The organism is Limosilactobacillus gorillae (assembly GCF_001293735.1).
Classification (GTDB): Bacteria; Bacillota; Bacilli; order Lactobacillales; family Lactobacillaceae; genus Limosilactobacillus; species Limosilactobacillus gorillae.
The window spans coordinates 1-19,397 of record NZ_BCAH01000004.1 but is presented as its reverse complement, the minus strand read 5'-3'; the positions used below and the strand labels follow the sequence as shown (position 1 = coordinate 19,397).

General features: G+C 40.5%; 15 protein-coding genes. All 15 read left to right on the top strand.

Translation table 11 applies throughout. The features are described 5' to 3' along the window. Positions 1–14 precede the first annotated feature (14 nt). The 15 genes from AOQ57_RS00365 to AOQ57_RS00295 all read left to right on the top strand — a co-directional run bounded on the left by AOQ57_RS00365 (position 15) and on the right by AOQ57_RS00295 (position 19,320). Positions 15–1,199, top strand: coding sequence for a polymerase (locus AOQ57_RS00365; protein ID WP_093624092.1), 1,185 nt, complete (start codon positions 15–17; stop codon positions 1,197–1,199). Beyond that, positions 1,192–2,214, top strand: coding sequence for a glycosyltransferase (locus AOQ57_RS00360; RefSeq protein WP_093624090.1), 1,023 nt, complete (start codon positions 1,192–1,194; stop codon positions 2,212–2,214). Before AOQ57_RS00365 ends, AOQ57_RS00360 begins: the two co-directional genes overlap by 8 nt. Next, positions 2,207–3,346 (top strand): acyltransferase family protein, encoded by a 1,140-nt coding sequence (locus AOQ57_RS00355; protein WP_157686473.1) that lies wholly within the window; start codon positions 2,207–2,209, stop codon positions 3,344–3,346. The genes AOQ57_RS00360 and AOQ57_RS00355 overlap by 8 nt, the downstream gene beginning before the upstream one ends. Before the next feature lie 11 nt (positions 3,347–3,357). Continuing rightward, a complete protein-coding gene (locus AOQ57_RS00350) occupies positions 3,358–4,236 on the top strand; it encodes a beta-1,6-N-acetylglucosaminyltransferase (protein ID WP_093624086.1) in 879 nt (292 codons plus the stop codon). A gap of 127 nt (positions 4,237–4,363) precedes the next feature. Next, positions 4,364–5,482: a UDP-galactopyranose mutase gene (glf, locus tag AOQ57_RS00345; protein WP_015639322.1), complete on the top strand. Its 1,119-nt coding sequence runs from the start codon at positions 4,364–4,366 to the stop codon at positions 5,480–5,482. Between the two features lie 5 nt (positions 5,483–5,487). Continuing rightward, entirely contained in the window at positions 5,488–6,918 is a 1,431-nt protein-coding gene (locus AOQ57_RS00340) for a flippase (RefSeq protein WP_093624084.1), read from the top strand. Continuing rightward, positions 6,915–7,958, top strand: coding sequence for a glycosyltransferase (locus tag AOQ57_RS00335; RefSeq protein ID WP_093624082.1), 1,044 nt, complete (start codon positions 6,915–6,917; stop codon positions 7,956–7,958). The genes AOQ57_RS00340 and AOQ57_RS00335 overlap by 4 nt, the downstream gene beginning before the upstream one ends. 189 nt (positions 7,959–8,147) lie before the next feature. Beyond that, the gene (locus AOQ57_RS00330; protein ID WP_093624080.1) at positions 8,148–9,851 is read left to right on the top strand and encodes a glucosaminidase domain-containing protein; all 1,704 of its coding nucleotides are present in this window, start codon (positions 8,148–8,150) and stop codon (positions 9,849–9,851) included. Between the two features lie 228 nt (positions 9,852–10,079). Further along, positions 10,080–11,594, top strand: coding sequence for an NlpC/P60 family protein (locus tag AOQ57_RS00325; protein ID WP_093624078.1), 1,515 nt, complete (start codon positions 10,080–10,082; stop codon positions 11,592–11,594). A gap of 143 nt (positions 11,595–11,737) precedes the next feature. Next, a complete protein-coding gene (locus tag AOQ57_RS00320) occupies positions 11,738–12,298 on the top strand; it encodes a hypothetical protein (RefSeq protein ID WP_093624076.1) in 561 nt (186 codons plus the stop codon). A gap of 88 nt (positions 12,299–12,386) precedes the next feature. Next, a complete protein-coding gene (locus AOQ57_RS00315; RefSeq protein WP_093624074.1) occupies positions 12,387–13,319 on the top strand; it encodes a glycosyltransferase family 2 protein in 933 nt (310 codons plus the stop codon). Continuing rightward, the gene (locus tag AOQ57_RS00310; protein ID WP_093624072.1) at positions 13,319–14,428 is read left to right on the top strand and encodes an AI-2E family transporter; all 1,110 of its coding nucleotides are present in this window, start codon (positions 13,319–13,321) and stop codon (positions 14,426–14,428) included. The genes AOQ57_RS00315 and AOQ57_RS00310 overlap by 1 nt, the downstream gene beginning before the upstream one ends. Positions 14,429–14,781: 353 nt before the next feature. Then, positions 14,782–16,326, top strand: a complete 1,545-nt coding sequence (locus AOQ57_RS00305) for a glycosyltransferase-like membrane protein (protein WP_093624070.1) — start codon at positions 14,782–14,784, stop codon at positions 16,324–16,326. Positions 16,327–16,697: 371 nt separating this feature from the next. Continuing rightward, positions 16,698–18,353, top strand: coding sequence for a putative glycosyltransferase family protein (locus tag AOQ57_RS00300; protein WP_093624068.1), 1,656 nt, complete (start codon positions 16,698–16,700; stop codon positions 18,351–18,353). Position 18,354: 1 nt separating this feature from the next. After that, positions 18,355–19,320 carry a glycosyltransferase family 2 protein gene (locus tag AOQ57_RS00295; RefSeq protein WP_093624066.1) on the top strand — a complete coding sequence of 322 codons (966 nt, stop codon included), beginning with the start codon at positions 18,355–18,357 and terminating at the stop codon, positions 19,318–19,320. The last annotated feature ends 77 nt before the right edge of the window (positions 19,321–19,397 follow it).

Below are 19,397 nucleotides of genomic sequence, written 5' to 3'. Positions count from 1 at the left end.
TTATAGGAGTAATGATGAGAAGCTATGTAAAAAGACTTATAAACGCACCAATTACAGGAGAACAAGTTTATCTTGTTGCATTTTCCTTTATGTTGTTCATCTCATTTTTGATGACCACAACGTTTACGGACTATTTTCATACTCGCCCACTTCAACTAATTTCATATGCAGGAGTGGGATTATTAGTTCTTAAGATTTATTTATTTGATCATCATGATGCGACAAAATTGATTGTCATTACACTTCTACTTGGAGTAGCCTTTTTATCGTGGAGAAAATCCCAATCATATTTAATTTTAGATATGATGGCGCTCATTTTGGGAGCAAAAGGAGTTCACTTTAGGAAGATAATCAAGTGGTATTATCAAATTGGATTGATAATGCTAATTGCTGTGATCCTATATTCACTTATGGGTGTAATTACTAATTTGGCGTATGTTGTACAAGATCGAGGAATTAGATACGCCCTTGGTATTGTTTATCCAACTGATCTAGCATCGCACGTATTATATCTAATGGCGGCTAAAAGTTACCTTGACTTTAAAAAGCTCTGTTGGAAACATTATGTATTCTTTTTGGTCATGGCCCTTTTGATGTGGCAAGTGGCAAATGCACGGCTTAGCACGATCACGGCGATTATCTTAGTAGTTTGCTTAATAATTGCCAAAAAAGCTCAGAACGGCAATAGATTTGCGCAACAGACAGCGTCTCTTTACTGGGTAGTTACTCCGATCTTAATTTTTGTGGACATTATGGCCACCTTAAACTATGATCCGATGAACCAATTATTTATTAAAGCGAATAGTATTTTTTCAAACAGATTAGCACTATCATCAGAGGCGCTTCAAAAATATGGGGTTAATTTGTGGGGGAATCACGTTATTGAGCACGGTTGGGGAGGAGCCAAAGGATTAAAGATGGCCGATAGTAATGCCTTCAAGTATTTCTACATTGATTCTTCGTACATTAGGCTACTAATCATTTATGGGGTGGTTGCCCTAATTTTAATAACAGTGATTATGATGTATATCTCATTAAGAGCTACAGTAGAACATGATTACGCTTTGGTTACTGTTATGTTGGTCGTAACGCTCAGTTGTCTTGTTGAGCAACACTTGTTGGACATCTCATTTAATCCATTCTTATTAGCTGCTTTTGCAATTACTTGGCCAAGGAAAAAGGAAAGTTTAAATGCGTAGAGTTTTAGTGACTGTTTTTTATAATAAAGATAACAATGCCGGACCAAAGGCCCAAATGGACATGATTAAGTTCTTAGAGGACCAAGGATATGAAAATTGGATCCTTCCATTCAATGTTCGGTCCAAGTTTGGGAAGTTCAAGTACGCGTACATTGACTTGCCACGTTTATTTAAGGGACAAGAAATTGATGAGGTGATCTTCCAATATCCGATCTATTCCTACTACCTAGTTGATCAAATTATCCAGGCGGTACGTAAGTACACAAAGGCGAAGCTCTTCTTCATTACGCATGATATTGATACCTTACGGGCGGAAACCCCCGATAAAGAGCTTGAACAACTGGAAGTGGCTCAGTTAAATAAGGTCGATGGTTTAATTACGCATAACCAACACATGGTAGATTGGTTAGTTCAAAGGGGCGTCCGGGTGCCGATGTCAACGTTAGGAATCTTTGACTATGATAACCCACAACCGATGGGGGAGGATTACCTGTACGACCGCTCCGTTTGCTTTGCTGGAAACCTTGAAAAGGCACCCTTCCTGGAGAAGATTAAACTGACCGAAGCTAAATTAACGATTTTTGGGGCCAATCCGGCGGAATCGTATCAAGAGGGCGTCAAGTATGCGGGGCAGTACACGCCGGATGAACTTCTTGAACATATGACGCAAAACTTTGGTTTGGTGTGGGATGGAACTAGTTTAGACGGGTGCAATGGCCGGTACGGTGAGTACCTGAAGTTCAATAATCCACATAAGACGTCGCTTTATCTGAGCTGTGGTCTGCCGGTAATTATTTGGAAACAAGCAGCGTTAGCCGATTTTATTGAACAACATCAAGTTGGTTTAACTGTAGACTCACTTTCTGACTTGGATGATGTTTTAGCATCGATTACGGCGGATCAGTACGCGGTAATGAAGGCTAATACCGTAAAACTGGCTGAGGGACTTCGGCAGGGAAAACATATTCAAGCAGCAATCGCAGATTTAGAAGAAAAGAGTGGTGTCCGTGGCTAAAAAAAGAATTCTCTGGATCGATGTTGTTCGAGCTTGGGGGATGCTTTTTATCATTTGGGGCCATACTTTAAAGGTTTGGGGATCCTTTCAGGGAGCATTTTTCTTTACGGTAAACGTACCGATATTTTTTACTTTGTCTGGTTATCTTTATCATCCCCAAAAGTTTATTAAGCAGATTTACAAATTAATCTGTAATTTATTGTTACCATATGTCTTTACTGCTTCAGTAATGGTTATTGGTTCCATCCTTCTTAATCATATCCCGCATTGGGGAGCTTTAAAAAGTATGGGATCTGGTAAAGAGTTAGTAAAGGCAGCTGTTTTTGGAATGGGAGGAAGTACCCCATTAATCGGGGTCGGGACAAAAATTATCATGCCAGAAATTGGAGCAATTTGGTTTTTGATAGCACTCTTTTGGGCATCAATTGTTTTTAATGCTCTGATGAAGGCTTTGGATTCTAAAAAGAATGGATTCTGGTTGGTTGGAGTTATTACATTAATCGTATGTTATGTAGGTTTTTGGATGACACCGTACCATAATGGTATTAAAACTAATGGAGAGTTACCGTGGTCTTTAAATGCGGCCATGATTGGGCTCTTTTTTCTCTGGTTTGGGCAGTTATTAAAACGAGTTCCAGTTTTATGGAGATCAAAACGAATTGGGGGGATGATAATCCTGGTTGCGACCATGATTTATCTACTGGTTTGTTACTATGATCGGTTTAATCACTTTGGTATGGCAACAGCTTTTGCTAGCAATTGGACAGTCTCACTCATTGGTGCTCTAAGTGGTTGTGTAGTGATGATGCTATTCGCCTACTGGGTAGAAAAATTAGTTACGGGCACAAAGTTGATAAAGGTTTTGACGTCGTTAGCACACTATGGTCAAGCATCTCTCGTTGTTTTATGTTTCCATATTATGGAGCTTAGTTTAGTCAACCCGGAGGTCTTTATTGGCCACGTAACTCATTTTCCGGCGGCAGCGGATACTTTTACCAACGTACTTTACAGAATCATAGTTTCGTTAATTGCCATTTGGTTTGTTAAACGGATTCCATTTCTCCGCAAGGTATTTTTTAACCGTCAGAACCAATTTAAATTTCAATCACGAATCAAATTCGCAAATAGTTAGGGGAATTTACGATGCAAGCAATCCTAATCTTGGCTCATAAAGACGAAGAGCAGCTTTTGAAGCTGGTAGACCGCCTCGATGATTGTTTTGAAGTGTATATTCACATTGACAAGAAGATGAGTCTTAGCGATCGCGTTAAGAAATCATTATCATCAAACCCGCGGGCTCACTATGTTTCCTTGTATGATGTTAAGTGGGGGAGTTTCAGTATTGTTGAGGCAACCGTAGCCTTGATGAAATTAGCTCTTGAAAATAAGGAGATTACGTACGTACACCTAATCTCTGGTGAAGACTGGCCATTGCAGGATCCACAAAAGATCTATGACTTCTTTGAGGATAATAATCAAATCTACATGGACTTTTACCGGGTGGGTAATGCTCAAAAGAGCGGGGAGCCACTCCTTTGGTGGATGAAATTTTATTACAATTATGATCAGGTTAATCGGCGGTCAACCTTTGGTAAAATTTACCATCGGTTATTAATCTTGACCCAACGGTTACTCCATGTTAATCGCTTAAAGAAGTACGGTTTTCAAGACCGCGACATTTTCTCCGGCCAAGAATGGGTAGATGTTCCAAGGGATGCATTACAGTATGCAATTAAAACTTGGGATACCGATCTTCGCTACCAGAAACTGTTCAGCCATAGTTTTTGTTCAGATGAATTTTGGCTTCAGACAATCCTGGGTGATACAACATATTCTCAACGAATTGATCGAAACATGCACCGCTACATTAATTGGGAACGGGAAAATGGTAAAACACCGGCAATTCTCGATGAACGAGATTATGAAACGATTGTGAAAGGTAATTATTTTTTTGGCCGTAAAGTTAAGTTATCAACGTCTAAGGGACTGTTAGAGAAACTTAACCAGTCGGAGAAGAAATGAATCTTAATAGTAGGAATTGGGAATGGTTTATGAAGCCATTCCTTTTCTTATTGGCGATAGTTGTTGTTTTCGCGGAATTGAGATATGATATTTTAGACTAATCGTTATTAGACGGAAGGAAATAACCATGGAAAAATATGATTACTTAGTAGTGGGGGCCGGTTTATTTGGGGCCACCTTTGCATATGAAGCAGCTCAGCGCGGGAAGCGGGTTAAGGTGATCGAAAAGCGGGATCACATTGCCGGAAACATCTATACCAAAGAAGTGGCGGGAATTCAGGTCCACCAATACGGGGCCCACATTTTCCACACTTCCAATAAGGCCATTTGGGACTACGTCAACCAGTTTGCCACCTTTAACCGTTACACCAACAGTCCGGTGGCAAACTACAAGGGGACGATGTACAACTTACCCTTTAACATGAACACCTTTAACAAGATGTGGGGCGTTCGGACCCCCCAAGAAGCCCTGGCAAAGATTAACGAACAACGCCAAGAAATGGCGGGGAAGACGCCGCAAAACCTGGAAGAACAGGCGATCTCCTTAATTGGGCGGGACATTTACGAAAAGCTGGTTAAGGGTTATACCGAAAAGCAATGGGGACAAAAGGCAACCGACTTGCCTGCCTTCATTATCCGGCGCCTGCCAGTACGGTTAACTTACGACAACAACTACTTTAACGACGACTACCAGGGAATTCCGGTAGGGGGGTACACTCAAATCGTTGAAAAGATGTTAGCTTCGGAATTGATTGACGTGGAAACCGGGGTGGACTTCTTTGCTAAGCGGGAAGAATACCTGGCGAACTACCCTAAGGTGGTCTTCACCGGGATGATCGACCAATTCTTTGACTACCAACTTGGGGAACTCCAATACCGGAGCCTGCGGTTTGAAACCGAAACCATGGCTGTTGATAACTACCAGGGGAATGCCGTAATCAACTACACCGATGCTGAAACGCCTTATACTCGTATCATTGAGCACAAGCACTTTGAATTTGGTAAGGGTGATCAAAACAAGACGATTGTGACCCGGGAATACCCGGCCGACTGGCACCGGGGGGACGAACCATACTACCCGGTTAACAACCAGCAAAACAATGAATTGTACAAGCAATATGCTCAATTAGCCCAGACTAAGGAAGCCAACGTAATTTTCGGGGGCCGGCTGGGACAATACCGCTACTATGACATGGACCAAGTTCTCCACGCGGCCCTCGTGTGCGTAGAAAAGGAGTTCGATTAGTAAGAATGAAAGTGATTAGAAACTATCTGTATAATGCGGGGTACCAGGTTCTTCTGATGTTCGCACCGTTAATTACGACCCCGTATATTTCACGGGTTCTTGGTGCGCATGAAAATGGGATCAACACTTATACGAATGGTTGGGTCACTTTCTTTTATTTAATGGGTCAAATGGGGATTACCCTATATGGGAACCGAGAAGTTGCCTACCACCGCGATGATAAGTACCATCGCTCCCGGACCTTTTGGGGGATCGAAGCACTTCAATTGTGTACGATTACCATTGCCTTGATAGCTTATTTAGCGGCAGTTTTCTTATTCTCGACCACCTTTAGGACCTACTACTTAATCCAGACTCTGTGGATTATCGCAACGGGATTGGATGTTTCCTGGTACTTCATGGGGATGGAGGACTTCAAGAAGACGGTTGTACGAAATACAATTGTTAAAATTGTGTCCATCGTTTTAATCTTTACTTTGGTTAAGAATAAGGGAGATCTAGGGAAATACATCTTCTTGCTGGGGATTGCCCAAGTGGGGGGGAATATTACCCTATGGCCGTACCTGAAGGAAAGCATCCAATGGGTGTCGCCAAAGGAATGGCACCCGTTTCAACACTTCTATCCATCACTACTCCTCTTTATCCCAACCATCACAACTCAGATTTACTTAGTCGTTAACAAGCTGATGCTTGGGAAGATCGGTCAGCCAACGGCACTGGGGCAGTTTGATTTTTCAGATAAAATTGTTAAGTTGGTCTTGGCAATTGTAACGGCGACGGGGACGGTCATGCTTCCTCACGTTGCAAATAAATTTGCTAGTGGGGATTATAAAGGAGTACGTGAGAGCCTCTATAAATCCTTCGACTTCGTTACCTCAATGTCAGTCCCAATGATGTTTGGGTTGATGGCGATCTCAGCTAAGTTTGCCCCCTGGTTCTTAGGGAAGGGCTATGAACAGGCTGGTGGAATTATCTTCTTTGAAGCGCCAGTAATTCTTTTCATCGCCTGGAGTAACGTCACGGGAACCCAGTACCTAATGCCAGTTAATCGGGTGAAGGAATTTACAGCCTCGGTGTCAGTCGGGGCGGTTGTTAATATTGTTGCCAACTTCTTCTTGATCCCGGCCTATTCAGCGAATGGGGCAGCGATGGCAACTGTTATATCAGAACTTTGTGTTACAGCGGTGCAACTGTATTGCGTTCGGACGACGATTCGCCGGCGGATGCTTTTCTCTGGTTTGTGGCGGTACTTACTGAGTGGTCTAATTATGTATGTGGTAGTACTACGCTTAGATCAGATGATGGCGATGAACATCGTTAACCTGGCGTTCCAGGTAGCCGTGGGAATTGTAGTTTACGCGGCCTGCCTAGTCATCTTCCGGGCGCCAATTATTAGTCAAGCAAAAGAACTTCTAGGGAAGGGAGCAAAGGAATGAAACTAACCTTTGTTTGTCCCGAGTTATCGGGAAACGGGGGGACTGAAACAGTCATTGATAAGGCCTTGAATCACCTTGTGAAAAAGCATCAGGTGCGCCTTATTGTCACTAGTGTACCAGTGAATCGGCGTTGGCTAGAAGTTTTAGACCCGCAAATCGAAGTTCTTCAAGTGGCCACATCTAGTAAGTTTAGTAAACTAGCACTACTGATGAAGGCCTTTTGGCAGGCTCAAAATGATGAGACACTTGTTATTTTGGGGGTTAACATCATCAAGCTAGCCGCTAGGGTTCGTCAAATACGTCACCGGCATTGGCGGTTGATTTCATGGATTCATTTCTCATTGATCAATCAAGACATCTTTGACCCCCAAAACATTACTTATGCGGATGAGCACTGGGCCATTAGCACCCCAATTGCACACCAATTAGAGGATTTGGGAATTGAGAAGGAACGGATTCACCTTTTGTTAAACCCAGTAAGCCCATATGAAGGGATTCTGAACGAGCCAGCAACTGATATGCCGATCCGCTTAGTGTACGTTGGCCAGATTATGCTTCATGGTCAAAAGAATCTTCAAGAGCTCCTTGATGGGATTAAGCGGTATGGCAAAGGGGTTCACTTAGATCTATTTGGTGCTAAGAAAGATGACAACTTAGTGGAGAAGTACGCTAAAGAGATCGGAATATTAGGGCAGTGTACTTTCCACGGGTGGACAGCAGATCTTTGGAAAACCGTGCTAGACGAGGTTCACCCGAATGCTTTAGTCCTGACATCAAAGTATGAAGGGTTACCAATGGTAATGATTGAAGCAATGGCACACGGGATTCCGTGCCTAACGGCGGATTTTAGTGGATACGAAGACGTTACGGTTCCAAAAGAGAATGGTTTAGTTTACCATTTGGGAGATCTGGCGGACTTTGTTGAGAAGCTGAGCTTGTTAAGAAGTTGGCAACCTAAGCCAAGGGATGTTCAACAAAGTGTAAAAAGGTTTAATGATAATCAGTACTTCCAAGTACTCGATAAAATAACAAGTAAGTAACAAATGAAAGAAAGGGCCCTTTCACGGGGTCCTTTTTTACGAAGAGATGTCAAAGATGATAATTTGTTGACATTCAAATGAAGCTTCGGGAAAGAACCATAATTCGTGGTAGTATAGATCCTGTTGAATGAAATGATGAAATAAAAGTTTAAATTTAAATATTAATCAAAAAAGGGTAGGATTTAACTAATGGAAGTAAGTAAACACTTCAAAATGTATAAAAAAGGTAAAAAATGGTGTACGATGGCGCTTGCAACAGCAGCCGTTACATTAGGGACAACGATGGTTACGGCCCATGCCGATGAAACGGCACCTTCTGCTTCATCAGCAACTGTTACCTCAACTGCTGCAGCCACGGCAACTAGTGCATCAAGTGTAACCTTAACCGCTAGTTCTTCATCTGCCTCAACGAATGCAGCTGTAAGCGAGGCTAGTTCTGCCTCAACTACTAATGCGGTAAGTGCTAATTCTGTTAGTGTGGCCTCTGCTGAAACTACTAGTGCAGATAGTAGTGTTAGCTCACAGGCAGCATCTGTTTCAACAAGCTCAGCAAGTGGTGACAAGTCTAAGGCTACTGCTACTGCTACCTCAGCAGAGGCTAACATAAATAGTAGTACGGTTGCTACCCAAGCTAATGCGGACAGTAGTGCAACTTCTGAAGCGGTTAGTGCTTCAAGTGATGTTAATTCTGACACGGTTTCAGCCGCTAGTGAGGCAGATAGTAGCGCAAGTTCTGATGCAGCTACTTCTTCCGCAAGCGCAGTTCGTGAAGTAGCTGCAGCTGTTTCCGCGGTTAAGAATGGTTGGGTAACGGAAAATGGTTCCACCTACTACTACATTAATGGCGTTAAGAAGACGGATTTCTTCTTAGAGCAAGATGGTAAAGTTTATTACTTTGGCGATGATGGTAAGGAGTACAAGAATCAGTTCTATCACAACTGGGGCAACATGTATTACTTCGGCGCTGACGGTGCCCGCTACACTGACCAGTTCTATTACAACTGGGGCCGGATGTACTACTTCGGTGATGGTGGTGTCCGCTACACTAACCAGTTCTACAGTAACTGGGGTCGGATGTACTACTTCGGCGCTGACGGTGCCCGCTACACCAACCAGTTCTACAGTAACTGGGGCCGGATGTACTACTTCGGCGCTGATGGTGCCCGCTACACCAACCAGTTCTACAGCAACTGGGGTCGGATGTACTACTTCGGTGATGACGGTGCTCGTTACACCAACCAGTTCTACAGTAACTGGGGCCGGACGTACTACTTCGGTAACGACGGGGCCCGATGGACGAACCAGTTTATGAGTGCATGGGGAAACATTTATTACTTCGGTTCTGATGGCGCTCGGGCAACTAATACGACAATCAACCTAGGATACGGGGACCTTACATTTGACAATAAGGGGATCCTCACAAGCTCAAACTCTTTTATTGGAGGAATTGTTAATGGGGCGATTGAAGGTTGGTTAGACTATGGGGTTCTACCTTCATTAACCATTGCGCAAGCAATTTTAGAAAGTGGTTGGGGAAACTCGGTATTAGCTTATAAGTACCACAACCTCTTTGGGATTAAGGGTAGCTACAATGGGAATTCTGTAGCACTTCCAACCTACGAGGTATACAACGGGGTGACATATTACATTACCGATCACTTCCGTGTATATCCAAGTAATAATGCTAGTATACATGACCATGCCCTCTTTTTCGTTGAGAACAGTCGTTATGCAAATCTTTTGGGCAATAGAAGTGCGTCAGCAGTTACCACATTAGTTCGACAGGATGGTTATGCAACGGATCCGTCATACTCAACTAGTTTAATGTCATTAATTAATAATTATGGGCTCACTAGGTATGACCAAATTGCATTTAGCGCAAAAGCAAAGTAAAGCAAGTTAAACAAAGACGATGGTCTAATTTTTAAAGACCATCGTCTTTTTATATTTCTTTAATATTACAAACATTTTGCTGGCGTTACTTTTGATTAACAAAGCTCCGGAAGGGCTAGTCATTTACAGAAATTATGATAAAGTTAGAAACTGTGAAAGATAAATAAAAACAATTTAGTAAAAGTTAGAAAAGTAATCTTAGTAAATATCAGAAGGGGAACTCAACCTATGGAAGTCAGCAAACACTTCAAAATGTACAAAAAGGGTAAGAACTGGTGCACGATGGCGCTTGCAACCGCTGCAGTTGCACTTGGTACTACGGTTGTAACTGCTAAGCCTGCTAACGCTGATGCAACTAGTGACGTTGTTACCCAGAGCGCAGTTTCTGCTAGTGCTGCTTCCAGTGCTAGCGCTTCATCAGTTGTCTTGTCAGCTGCTAGCGCTAACGAAAACACTTCTTCAACGAGCACTTCTGATGTTGCTAGCTCAGAAGTTTCTTCAGCTACTTCCGCTTCAGCTGTATCTGCTAGCGTAAGTTCTGCTAGCTTGGCAGATTCAGCAAGTGCTTCAGCTTCAGTAGTTGCTGAAACATCGGCAAGTACTAAAACGGTTTCGGCACCGTCCGCTAGTGAAACGGCTTCTGCGTCAGCTTCAAGTGATGCTAGTGTTGCCTCTGAAGCTGCTGTTAGTGCTTCAAGTGATGTTAATTCTGACACGGTTTCAGCCGCTAGTGAGGCAGATAGTAGCGCAAGTTCTGATGCAGCTGCTTCTTCCGCAAACGCAGTTCGACAGGTGGCAGCAGCTGTTTCCGTGGTTAAGAATGGTCGAGTAACGGAAAATGGTTCCACCTATTACTACATTAACGGCACTAAAAAGACGAATTTCTTCTTAGAGCAAAATGATAAAGTTTACTACTTTGGTGCTGATGGTAAGGAATACAGGAACCAGTTCTATCACAACTGGGGTCGGATGTACTACTTCGGCGCTGACGGTGCCCGCTATACCAACCAGTTCTACAGTAACTGGGGTCGGATGTACTACTTCGGCGCTGACGGTGCTCGCTACACTAACCAATTCTATAGTAACTGGGGTCGGATGTACTACTTCGGTGATGATGGTGCCCGCTACACCAACCAGTTCTACAGTAATTGGGGTCGGATGTACTACTTCGGTGATGATGGTGCCCGCTACACCAACCAGTTCTACAGTAACTGGGGCCGGACGTACTACTTCGGTAACGATGGTGCTCGTTACACTAACCAAGAGTACAGTAACTGGGGCCGGAACTATTACTTTGGTAACGATGGTGCTTTAGCCACTAATACTGATGTAACACTTAATGGGGTGACTTACACAGCTGATAGCAAAGGCGTTTTGACAGTTAAGAACGACGTTAACGCTAAGGTTAATAAGGCGTTAAGTCAAATCGGTGTTGCCTACACTTGGGGTGGTAATTCACCAGCAACTGGATTTGACTGCTCAGGTTTAGTTCAGTGGGCATACGGTCTTAGTTCTAGTTACCGAACTACTTATCAACAACAGGCCTTAGGAACGCACATCTACTCAAACGTGGCTAGTGCCCCAAAGGGAGCCCTGCTCTTCTTTGGTAGCGATTCTGCTCCTTACCACGTTGCAATTTCTCTTGGGAATGGTTCATATGTTCACGCCCCAACGGTTGGTGAAAATGTTAAGATTGGCTACCAAGCATACTTCAAGCCAAGCTACTACATTGTTATAAGTTAATCAAGCTAGGAGAAGCCTTAGGTGAAAATCCTGAGGCTTTTTCAAAATATTGAGAAATTGTGAAGTTATGACTAATCATCGAGTAAAGACTTTGTTATAATGTGATTAAAGATCTTAGTTCGAGATAATGAGAGGATAAATTTATGAAAGCTAAAAAGCTATTAACTTCGATTGTTGCTGGGGCAATGCTATTATCATTGGCTGCCTGTGGAAGTAAATCTGCAAGTGAAGGTGATACTACGAGTAGTGTAAGTACGAGCAGTAAAGCTACGAAGAAGAACTCCTCTAGCAAGAAGCAGCAGGTTAAAACGGTGTCTGAAGATACTAGTTCCTCAACTTCTAATTCTTCAGCTAATACTAATACCTCCTCTGCTTCTTCAAGCAACAATGGGTCTCGGTCTGCTACGTCTTCAACGGCTTCAGTTTCAAGTTCATCGAACGGTGGCAGTTCATCATCATCTTCTGCTACATCAACTGCTACGTTAACGCAAACCCAGGCACGGGATCTCTTAAAGGAACGCTTGGGGGCTAACTTAAACAATGCCGGGACAGCTGGTCAGTCGATGCCAGTTCAACCAACGGCAACAGATGTTGATTCCTTTACCGCAACCCAGACGGGAACAAACAACTATCAATTCACGGGGACGGTTAATGGTAAGACGTACACATATAACGTTTCACCAACCTCCATTACTGAAGGATAGTTAGTTCTAAGGCGAAATAGTGTATAATGAAAACCGGTACTGCTTTGTGGTGCCGGTTTTTTCAATTATAAAAATAAGAGGACCAAAGATGCCAAAATTATCGATTGTGGTGCCCTGTTATAATGAGCAGGAAGCCCTTCCGCTGTTCTATCCAGCGGTGGAAGAAGTCGTTCAGAAAATTAGTAATTTAGAAATAGAATACTGGTTGGTTGATGATGGGTCAGCCGATCAAACATTAGAAGAAATGCGAAAACTGCATGCGATGGATCCGGAACGGGTGCACTACTTGACCTTTTCAAGAAACTTTGGAAAGGAGAGCGCCCTATATGCGGGACTTGAAGCAACGACGGGCGATTATGTGGTGGTAATGGATGCTGATTTACAAGATCCGCCGTCGTTTTTACCGAAAATGTATTCAATTATTCAAACGGGTGAGTACGATTGCGTGGGGACCCGGCGAATAGATCGGACCGGTGAGGCTAAGTTTAAGTCCTTTCTCAGTAATCAGTTTTATTCTGTGATTAACCGTGTCTCACAGACTAATATTGTTCCTGGAGCCCGTGATTACCGAATGATGACCCGTCAAATGGTCGATGCGGTCCTTTCGATGAAAGAATACAGCCGCTTCTCAAAGGGAATTTTCTCATGGGTCGGTTTTAAGACAAAGTACCTAGAGTATAAGAATGTTGAACGGGTGGCCGGGACAACGGACTGGTCAACCTGGAAGCTCTTTAAGTATGCAATGGATGGAATTGCGGACTTTTCGCAAGCCCCATTGTCACTAGCGGTATGGTTAGGGACGACGTCATTTGTTTTATCAATTATTGGCTTAATTTTTGTTGTAATTCGCCACTTTATTGAGCCGGCAAGCAGTGCCTTTGGATGGTCATCCATGATTTGCATCATCTTATTGTTAGGTGGGTTGCAGCTCTTATGTATCGGGATTGTTGGAAAGTACATTGGCCGGATCTACATGCAGGTTAAGAACCGGCCAATCTATATCATAAAGGAAAAGAAATAATGTCAAAAAGTTATCAAAATGCACTTTTCTGGTCGCTGGAATTATTAATCATTGCGGCATTAATCTGGGTTTGTAACCAGATTAATTTTGTGTTTACCCCATTATTAATTTTCGTTTCGGTTGTCATTACTCCGTTAATAATCTCACTTTTTTTGTACTACATGTTAAGCCCAATCTTTCGCTTACTAATGAAGGTAAAGATCCACAAGTGGAAAATGACACGGGGAATTGCAAGTTTAATCGTTGTTTTAGCAATGATCTTAATTGTGGTGGGGGGCGTCTCAGCCCTGATTCCATCCGTTATGAATGAGCTAAACCAGGTTATTCACTGGCTCCCTCAGGCGGCCAAAGAGAGTCAGAAAATGATTCAAGAGATTTCAGAACACCCGTGGGTTAGAAAACTTCACCTCTCAACCTACTACAGTCAGATTAACGATCAAGTTTCAAAATATACGCAGCACATCATTACGGGGATTACCGCTAGTGCGGGAACAATTATTGGAACGATAACGAGTACTATTATTGTAGCGATTACGGTACCGGTAATGCTATTTTACATGTTTAAGGATGGTAATCGTCTTGTACCAAGTGTACAGAAACTCTTCCCAAAGAGTAGCCAGGCTGAAGTCGGCGAGTTACTGCAGAAAATGAGCAAAACATTATCGGCGTATATTTCGGGGCAAGCAATTGAGTGCCTATTTGTGGCGGTAGCAACCTCAATCGGCTATTTGATTATTGGACAGCCATTGGCGGTCGTATTGGGTGTGGTTGCTGGGATGGCTAATATGATTCCGTACGTAGGACCATACATTGGGATTACACCATCTTTAATGGTCTCAATTGCGGTTGCACCAGAAAAGATACTGTGGGTTATTATTGTGGTAGTGATTGTTCAACAAATTGATGGGAACATTATCTATCCTAATATTATTGGAAAGACACTACAGATTCATCCGCTTACGATCATCATGCTCTTGTTAGCAGCCGGGAACATTGCTGGGATCCCAGGGATGATTTTATGTATACCTTGTTATGCGGTTGTCAAAACGGTTGTAACATATTTAATCAGTATTTACCATCTGAGAAAAAATAGAGTTAGTAATGAATAAGTATGGTAGAGGTTAGTTTGATCGATAAAATGTAAAGACGTGATGGTTTTTTGAGTAATGGTAAGGTTTTTGATTGGTTAAGGTTAAGGGGAGGTAGTCATATCCTTAATTTAAAATATAGGGAATTTTCATGGGGCTAGAATTTTAGAAATTCGGTAAGTATTTTTTTGAATTATCAAATACCGAAGCGGTTAAAATTTAGTGCCTTTTTCAAATTGCTTATATTAGGCTAGAAATTAATAATAAATTTTGATAACCCCAATACCCCTACAATTTTTGCCCTCGCTAATGTAATTTAACGATAGAGGTGTTGTGGTTATTTATATTGAAATGACTATAAGGATAGAGAAACTATGAAAATATTTGGAAATAGGATAGCGAATGTCTTTTTATACCCAATGTTGGTACTAACATTAATTGGTATTATTACAAGATTTCAAAATAATTTATTAGATATATCAAAGATATCAATGGTGATGTTATTGATGATAATCGCTATTTTTGCGGTTTTATGGACTTGTAAAAATAATTTTAAGATTAAGTTGTCACGAAATTTTTGCCGTTCATTGGTAATCATCGGGATTATCTTAACAGTTACTTGGCAAGTAATTTTAATTATAGAATTATCAGGGATAACTTGGTGGGATCCAAGTATCATCCAAACAGCTGCAATGGGAAAGCCTAATTGGCTTGGTAAGAACTACTTCTCATATTATCCTAATACGTTTATGATGTGTGCTTTTGAAACGCATATTTATGAATGGGTAAAAAGCATTGGGATGCAAGGCTTTATTAAGCTACTAAATTCACTAAATATAGTGCTATTAGATGTAAGTTGGGGGTTAATTATATATTCAACTAATAGTTTTTTTCATAAAAAGAAAGTTACAGTTAATGTCTCATGGTTATCTTGGGCGATGATAATAGTATCTCCCTATGTAGCAATTTTTTATAGTGATATTCCTGCATTCTTTATTGGGAGTTCTATGCTGGCGTTGTTATCCCTTTTAAAGGATACTAATAATAAAAAAATAAGAACGCTAGTGTGTGTGCTTATAGGTGTTATATCAGCACTAGGTTACTTTATAAAGCCTAGTACAGTTATTGTGGATATGGCTTTAGGATTGGTTATAGTTATTTATCTTGCTACTAATAAAAACAAAAAGTATCTGAAACATGTGTTGATTGGTGGTGGGATTGTTGTACTACTTAGTTTTGGAGGAGTATATCTTGGTGCTAAGTATTACGAGTCTCATAATTCGATTAATGTGATTGACGCTAAAAAAGCAATGCCGATGACAGAATTCATGGCTATGGGATTGTCTGGTAATGGAGGATACAACCCTGTAGATGTTGGACAGAATATTACCAAGTCAACACCAGCTGAAAGAAATAAATTGAATATTAGCCTGATAAAGCAACGCCTAAAGGGATACGGCATCAGTGGGTATATAAGATTTTTAATGAAAAAGCAAATACTAAATACTAATGATGGTACGTTTGGTTGGCAGGCTGAATCTGGAAAAAAAGGATTCCTTATTCCATTTAAAATTCATACTGGAATTAGAGGCTATATTCAACGTATGTTTACCGGGAATTCAGCTAATCAGAATTGGAAAGGTAATGCCCTATGGGTTCAGTTTATATGGGGATTAGTTGTTTTGGGGATGTTATTAGCATTAAGTAGTCAGGAATATACCATCCTGATTTTAAAATATACGGTTTTAGGTGGCATGATCTTCCTACTATTATTTGAGGGTGGAAGAACTAGGTACTTAATTCAATTTCTACCATATATTTTGATATTATCTGCATATGGATGGGGATCAATTGATTTTAAAAATCTTTATTCGTGTTTCCGATCAAATAAATTGGATTGCCTTCCGCATAACCGCTAATCTGTAAAGAGAATAGAAGATAATCGCATATAATAACGATAAGAGACACTCTGTAGAAACGCTTAAAAATTAGGCATAACTTTGCGTATAAAAGGATAAATCAAACTGAGAAAAATTAATTCCATTAGTCAAAGTATAGAAGTGAGGATAAAACGAGGGGAGTAATTAAGTAGTTTTAGTATATAGCTAGTTTAAAGTTCATGCGTAACGATTGGACATGGACCTTGAATGGACTCAGAGTATACGGATTGCCAAAATGAAGTGGTAAGGAAAACTATTAAAATCTCAGTGACGATTTTATGCATTATACTTATCATACGAGTGTGGCGATTTTTTAAGGAAACGCAAATAACATTTACAAGGATTAATGTATGGAAAAAATAAATAAAGCTAAATGGTTAGAAGTATTGGTATATATACTCCTATCATTTATGGTTTCGTATGTCGCAATAAATGGATTAACACCTTTTAGGATTCCTGCGGATGGACAAATACACCTAGCTCGTTATGAACAGGTTTTTCAATCCTTGCATCACGCAAGTATACCTTCAGAAATTTCTTTTATTGGACCAGGTCATAACTTGAATGCAGTGGTTAGTTGCTATCCGTGGTTAGGTGGACTAATCTTTATTCTTCCTAGGTTCATCTTTTTCAAACATATTATGCTAGCAATTCTTGGTGGTTTTTGGTTAATCAATTTATTAACTGCTTTAGCTATGTATTATCTGGTTAGAACACTTGGATGTAATAGTAGGGTACTGAGGGTTTGCTTAGTGTCATACTGGTTGTTTAATTCTTACCATTTAAACCTTCTGTATTTTCGTATGGCCTTTGGTGAATTTTTAGCTTATGCCTATTTACCACTAGTAGTGGCTGGGTTGCTTAAAATTTATCGGAAAGAACGATCAGGGATTATTCCGCTGGTTATAGGAATGAGTGGAATTGCGAACAGTCATTTATTAAGCTTATTAATTGTTACAATTGGAATATCAATTTGTGAGCTGTTTAGAATTATTTTGAAAAAAATATCAAAATTCGAATTTGTAGCACTACTAATATCGGCAGTATGTTCCTTATTTCTATCAGCATATTCCTTATGGGGAGTATTCTATATTCAAGCCAATAATTCGGTGATTGCTCCCTTTAAAAACCTAATTAATTTAAGTATTAAAGATAGCTTACGGACACAATTAAGCGGGATAATTACTCAGAATCCTTCAATGTGGGGAATTGGATTAATAGGACTAGTGTTACTTTTAGTATTCTTATTATTATCGATAAAGATCAAATCAATCAGGCCTTATATGCTATTATGTGTCTTAATCTTAATAATCACGTATGTTCCGTTCACTAATCATTCAGAATTAATCCAATCTTTTGGAGTGATCCAATTTACTGGCAGGCTACTAACATATGTTGTGCTCTTTCAAGTTATTGCGATGGCACTTTATTTTAAACAAGCAGATGGTTTATTTATTCGATTAATATCAGTAGTTACCATGTGCTTATTGGTTTGTTTGGGTTCAGTATCAGTAGTTAAACATGAGATGGGAAAAGTTCAAGAGGATGATAGCTTAGCTTCTTATGTATATTCTATAAACTCTTCTAATTATCAAAAAGAAATTCAGGCTCCTAACTATAATAATTTTAACGATTATCTTCCAGGAAATGGTGTGATTGGTACTGGAAAGATATATCCTTACAATGATTCTTGGATCAGTTTAACTCAGATACATGGGACATATAACCAGGCCGTATTTAGAATTATTTCTAGTAAAGCTGGTATGAGTTCGCTTGCGTTAGCTAAATATAAAGGAATATCGTATAGTGTAAAATTAAATGAAAAACCAATTTCTATTGCGAATACCAATGGCTATTTTAAGTTAGCTTTACCTAAAGGCGTATCGTATTTAAAAGTATCTAGTAATCCGACGATAGTTACGAAGATTCTATTTATATTAAGTTGTTTAAGCTATGGAGTATTTGGTGCATATTTAATAAAGTATATGAAAAAGAAAATGGTGTAATATGGAAGATATTTTAACAATTGTTGTACCTTGCTATAACGAGGAAGAAGTTCTTCCTGAAACAGTTAAAGAATTAGGCGTAATCCTAAATGACTTAGTGAGGCAAGAAAAGATAAGCGAACGGAGCAAGATCCTATTCGTTAATGATGGTAGTAAGGATAGAACGTGGGAATTAATCAGTGAATATAGTGAAAAGTATCCATATGTAACTGGTTTAAAGTTTACACGTAATTACGGACACCAGAATGCACTACTTGCTGGAATGAAAACAGCAGTTAAGTTTTCTGATATGATCATCACAATTGATGCCGACCTTCAGGATGATGTGAATGCAATTTATCAAATGGTTGATCAGTACTTAGACGGTGTAGACGTGGTGTATGGGGTCCGTAACAGTCGAGACACCGATACATTCTTCAAGAAGCGAACGGCGTTAGCTTACTATGGCTTAATGAAAAAATTAGGGGTTAATTTGGTCCCGGATTCGGCCGACTATCGACTGTTGAGTAAGCGGGCGACGGAGGCACTGCTACAATACCAGGAACGGAATCTATTTCTTCGTGGGATGGTCCCATTAGTGGGCTATCGTTCGGCAAAGGTATACTATCCTCGTAAGGAACGTTTTGCAGGAAAGTCCAAGTATCCGTTAGGTAAGATGTTACACTTTGCTTTGGATGGGATCACATCATTCTCAATTGCACCAATTCAGCTAATTCTAATTTTGGGAATTATTACAACAACAATTAGTATCTTAATGATGGTATATGTGTTAATCGAAAAGATATTAGGGCATGTTATTAGCGGTTGGTCATCACTTATGATTTCAATTTGGCTTCTTGGCGGGATTCAATTGATCTCAGTGAGTGTAATTGGGGAGTACGTAGGTAAAATATTCACCGAGGTTAAACATCGTCCTAGATATAACATTGAGGATGAGAATTATTCGATGAAGATGGAAAAGGATTAAAACCTCTATTCCCCTAATTCAAGAATTTAAATACACATTTTCAACCTCAGATACCATTCATATTGGCAATAAGTGGT